At 59.9% G+C, this 4,453-nt stretch carries 4 protein-coding genes; 1 reads left to right on the top strand and 3 read right to left on the bottom strand.

Going from position 1 to position 4,453, the window contains the following annotated elements; all coding sequences use genetic code 11:
- Positions 1 to 137: 137 nt before the first annotated feature.
- Positions 138 to 854 carry a bacteriorhodopsin gene (locus ACI944_RS12200; protein WP_411719319.1) on the bottom strand — a complete coding sequence of 239 codons (717 nt, stop codon included), beginning with the start codon at positions 852 to 854 and terminating at the stop codon, positions 138 to 140.
- Between the two features lie 2 nt (positions 855 to 856).
- The gene (locus tag ACI944_RS12205) at positions 857 to 2,395 is read right to left on the bottom strand and encodes a sensory rhodopsin II transducer (protein WP_411719320.1); all 1,539 of its coding nucleotides are present in this window, start codon (positions 2,393 to 2,395) and stop codon (positions 857 to 859) included.
- Between the two features lie 788 nt (positions 2,396 to 3,183).
- Between ACI944_RS12205 and ACI944_RS12210 the strand changes: the two genes are divergently transcribed.
- Entirely contained in the window at positions 3,184 to 3,624 is a 441-nt protein-coding gene (locus ACI944_RS12210; protein WP_411719321.1) for a DUF5518 domain-containing protein, read from the top strand.
- A gap of 84 nt (positions 3,625 to 3,708) precedes the next feature.
- On the opposite strand, the gene ACI944_RS12215 is transcribed toward ACI944_RS12210, so the two are convergent.
- Positions 3,709 to 3,972, bottom strand: coding sequence for an MTH865 family protein (locus ACI944_RS12215; protein ID WP_411719322.1), 264 nt, complete (start codon positions 3,970 to 3,972; stop codon positions 3,709 to 3,711).
- Positions 3,973 to 4,453 lie beyond the last annotated feature (481 nt).

Below are 4,453 nucleotides of genomic sequence, written 5' to 3' on the forward strand. Positions count from 1 at the left end.
TACGAGGACGTACACGACGCTCACAACTTCGACGAGGAATCGAGCGTTGAGGAGTTCACCGTCCCCGAGGCCGAGTTCGCATTCGACGGCTGGGGCCGGATGGGCGAGCGGAAGTATCGGTACGTCGAGTAAGAGCTTTAGTCGGCCGCAGAGACTTCGCCCCCGGCATCAGTGCGCGATTCACTGGTTTCCGACCGCATCGTCGCACCCGCATCGAGTGCGATGAGCCCAAAGCCGACCTTCGTGACGAGGTCGAGATACGCGACCAGCGCGACCTCAACCGTCAGCGTCAATAGCCCGACTCCGGCGGAGCCAAGCACCCACAGCAGCGGGTAGATCGCCCAGAGAATAATCGTCAGGTTGCGGAGCCGGACGTATAGCGACAGTTCTCCGCCGGATCCGGTCGACGCCGTGGCGGTCGCTGGCCCAACAAGATAGTACACCAGAGCGACGAACGCGATGGCACCGACGCCGAACAGCGCGAACCGCCCGGCACCCGGAAGCATCGCCGCCGCGAACCCGAACGTCATCACAACTGTGTCGAGCGTCAGGACGACAGCAAACTGTCGACGGTCGAGCCCGGCAAGCATCCCGAGGAACAACACGATGAGCGGCGTGGTGAGGATCCAATCGATATATCTGGGGACGAAGATCGTCCGGCCGTCGAAGGCGACCCACCCGAGGCCGAGCGCCATGATCGTGTAGGCGACCGCAGCCATACCGCTAATACCGATCAGCGTCAGGTAGTATCGACGTTCGCTTCCCGTGGTTCCGCGGCCGCCCCACGCGAACGCGGCGGTTCCGAGAGCCATCCCAACCGCTCCGAGACAAAATAGCGATTTGAGTTCGAGCATGATCAGTCGTCCCCCGCGGCGATAGCGTTCCGACTGTCGCTCATTTCCGCCGACCGCTCAACGTTAGTTTCGCGTAGCGTCGACGAGAGCGTGTCGGCCCGTTCGGAGAGTCCGTCGATCAGATCGAACACCTCTTGGACGGCCTCAGTCTGTTCCTCCGTTGTCTCGGCGGCAAGCCCCGAGTCGGCTGCCGTCTGCTGAGAGGTCGTAGCGACATCGTCAACCATGGTTGTCGCCTCACTCGCCGCCTCGGCCTGCGTGTCTGTTGACCGGTTGATCTCTTGGATACTGTCGTTCGCGTGCTCGACGCTGTCGACGACGCGATCTAGAGCATTGACCGTCTCCTCGACGGTTTCGACGCCTTCGGAGACGCGTTCGCTTGTCTCGCGGATGTCCTCGACTGTCGTCTGGGTCCGGTCTTGAACCGTCCCGACGAGGTCGTCGATCTCTTCGGTCGCATCCTTCGTCTCTTCAGCGAGTTGTTTGACCTCGTTTGCGACCACCGCGAAGCCCTCGCTGCCCCCATCGGCGCGCGCGGCCTCGATGGAGGCGTTCAACGCGAGAATGTTGGTTTGTTCGGCGATGTCGGCAATCATGCCGGAGATCTCCCCGACCTCCCGGACGTCTTCGTTGAGCGTCTCCATCGACTCGACAGCCTCCTGAGTTCGGGACTCGATCCGGCTCATCTCGTCGATGGCTTTCTCGGCCGTCTCACGACCGGATTCGCCTGTCGCGGCGGCATCACGGACCGTCTCGGCGATCTCGTCCGCACTCGCGGCGACCTGTTCGGTCGTTGCGGACACGTCGTCCATCTCCATCGCGATCCGCTGGATCGTCTCGGTCTGTTCGGCCGCCGCCGCCGAGATGTCCTGGACGGATTCGTTGACCTCGCCGCTCGCGTCCATCACCGCCTCGGCGTTTTCGCGCACGGAGTCGGCCCCCTCGGACACCTCGTCGGCGAAACGTTCGATCCGCCCCACCAGTTCCTCGATCCCGTCCATCATGCCGTTGAACGATGCCGCGATAGACCGCATCGCCTCGTTCTCGGTTTCCGCCTCAAGCCGCTGGGTGAGATCGCCCGCCTCACACCGTTCCATCACCGCCCCGAAGCGTTCGGCCTCAGCGTTGAGTTCGTCGTTCATCCGCTCGGCGCGTTCCTGTGCGTCCTCGGCCCGCGATCGCTCGGTTTCGGCTTCTTTGAGTGACTCCCTGACCGAGCGGCGCATCCCGTCGAAGGATGCGTAGAGGTCGCCGATCTCATCTTCGCGGGGCGTCTCAAGCTTGACATCGAGTTCGCCCCTGCCCATCCGGGTCGCGTTTGTGGAGAGGACCGACAGAGACGCGGCAGTGTCGCTGCCGAGCGTCGCCGCGACGAACCCAAGATTGATTATCATGAGCAATATCAACCCGAGTATCGCAGAGACGGCCGCCGCCCGGACCGCACCCGGGTCGCCGGTTGCCGCTGCAGCTGTTACTTCGCCATACGCGAGCGCCCCGAACAGGAGCGTCAGACCGCCGACGAAAGCGAATGCCGCACCCATCTTTCCCGTGTAACTCCGGCGGACACGGGACGGGACAAACAGATTCGATAATTTCAAACCCATGTCATATAGATGCAATCCAGAATATATAATATCCTCAGATAAAATCGAGAACCGAAACGCAATAATTTAATCCAACGCACGACTGAACGCGTCGTCTTTGATGACGAAATTCCGGGTCAGGTATGTGAACTCCCCCGCCCTGTTCGCGCTGACGCGCTTGCTGAGGGCGGGGTTTCCCGCTTCGATGACGCGCTTTGCAGATACAGGCGTATTCACAGCGAGCGCAGTCTCCACAGGCGTTGACGAACCGTGCTGCGATTCGTTCGCACGCCAGAAATCGGAGATTCCTGGGGACGTTTCTTCGGAGTGTCCCACTTCAAGTTGCTCGACGGGGAAGTTCCGCGGGACAGCGCACGCTTTTTGTCGCGTTTGAACGCTGTCCGTGTCCGTCAACTTCGCAAGGAGCGAATCGTTCCGCGTGGAACGACGAGCGAGTCGAAGCTGACAGGTCGGAACGCCCATCTTGGCCGATAATTCGGCGTTCAGTAATATAACTGCTTGCGGGGGCCTGTGGGTCGGCGATAGAAGATGAAAGGGAGACGATGACGGCGCTGTATCCCCACCCTATTCTGTTCCTCGTCCGCTAGCGCGGACTGCGGTACTCATTGCGGGTGGGGGCTTAGCGCCTGTATCAAGCTAAAACAGCGCGCAATGAACAGTATGATCTCTATTTGACCTTTGGTGTATCTTATTATCAGTGCCTCTGAACACGCAACTGACACACTATGTCCGGTACCGAATCGCTTCTCCGGAGCGTTCCTCGACGGTGGAGATACGCTGTTATCGGTGGGATGCTTGCCCTCCCGGCCACTGCCTTCGGGTACTGGCAGACAGGATCCGAACTGTCACTCTCCCCCGTACTCTGTGGGGGGCTTCTCGCCGGATATCTGGCGGAACGACGGATCGGTGAGAGTCACGGTGTCGGCATCCGTACTGGACTGATCGGAGGAAGTCCAGTGGTCTGGATACTTTTTGATGTTTTATCTATGGCATCGGCGTTGGCCGGTCCGGTATGGTTCGTCACTGGAGCAACTCTTCTCACAGTCGTCGTGGTCGCCGCCTTCGGATTCGGGTTGGCTGCGCTCTTCGGTACCGTCGGGGCAAAAATCGGGAGTTGGCTGGCCCGAAAGCAGCCTGGCCGGTCGACATCTGGGTCGATAGGGTAATCTATCCGATTATTTATTTTGAAACGACGGGGGCAGGTCGCAGATACCGACGGAAGGCGGCGCGATTATGCCTCGCCGAGCCTGCTACTCAAATAGCCCCTCCTCGTGAAACCCGGCCATCAGATCGTCAATGAGATCGGTAGCCGTCTCGTAGGGGTAGTCCTGATATTCGGCATACGTTGCTCCGAGATCCATCACTGCAACTGTCACGTCACCCGCCTCGAACGTCGTTGCCGGTCCGTCCGGAAGCACTGGCACCAGTTCCATTGGGTCTTCAACGGGGAAGTCTGCAGCAGTAAAGACAGCCTCTAGTTCCTGTCTGAGCATCTCGGCTTCTTTCGAAGTCATAGTGTTTCCTTCGGTGATAGAAATAAAAGAGTTATGCGAGACCCTACCCCCCCTCATTTGTTGGGGGTTTTATAGGTGGAACAGGCGTAATATCACGCCGTTCACGGCGTGGATACGCGCCGTCACAGCGGCAATTCCCGAACGTTTTTGTTGAACATCGACGTATCTGTACGTGTCGGCGCATCGGTTACGGCCCCGATGTAGCCGAACGCCCGACAGGTGGCGGTTCGAGTGTCCGCCCACGCTGGAAACAGAGTGTGCCCCAATGTGGGAATCAAACAACAAGCACCGGGCGAACACTCGCAGAGAAAGTAACTCCGAGTCCGTCGAAGTCTGTCAGACTCCCCGAGGCAAAAACAACTCCGAGAGCCCGAACACGACAGAGGATAGGAGTACCGGGGGCTTGGCACTCCCAGCAGTCCCACCCGCTTCAGTCCATGAACCCCACACGGATTCTCACCGTGCCGGGGGTCGGTGGAAC

It is taken from the genome of Natronomonas sp., assembly GCF_046710025.1.
Lineage (GTDB): Archaea > Halobacteriota > Halobacteria > Halobacteriales > Haloarculaceae > Natronomonas.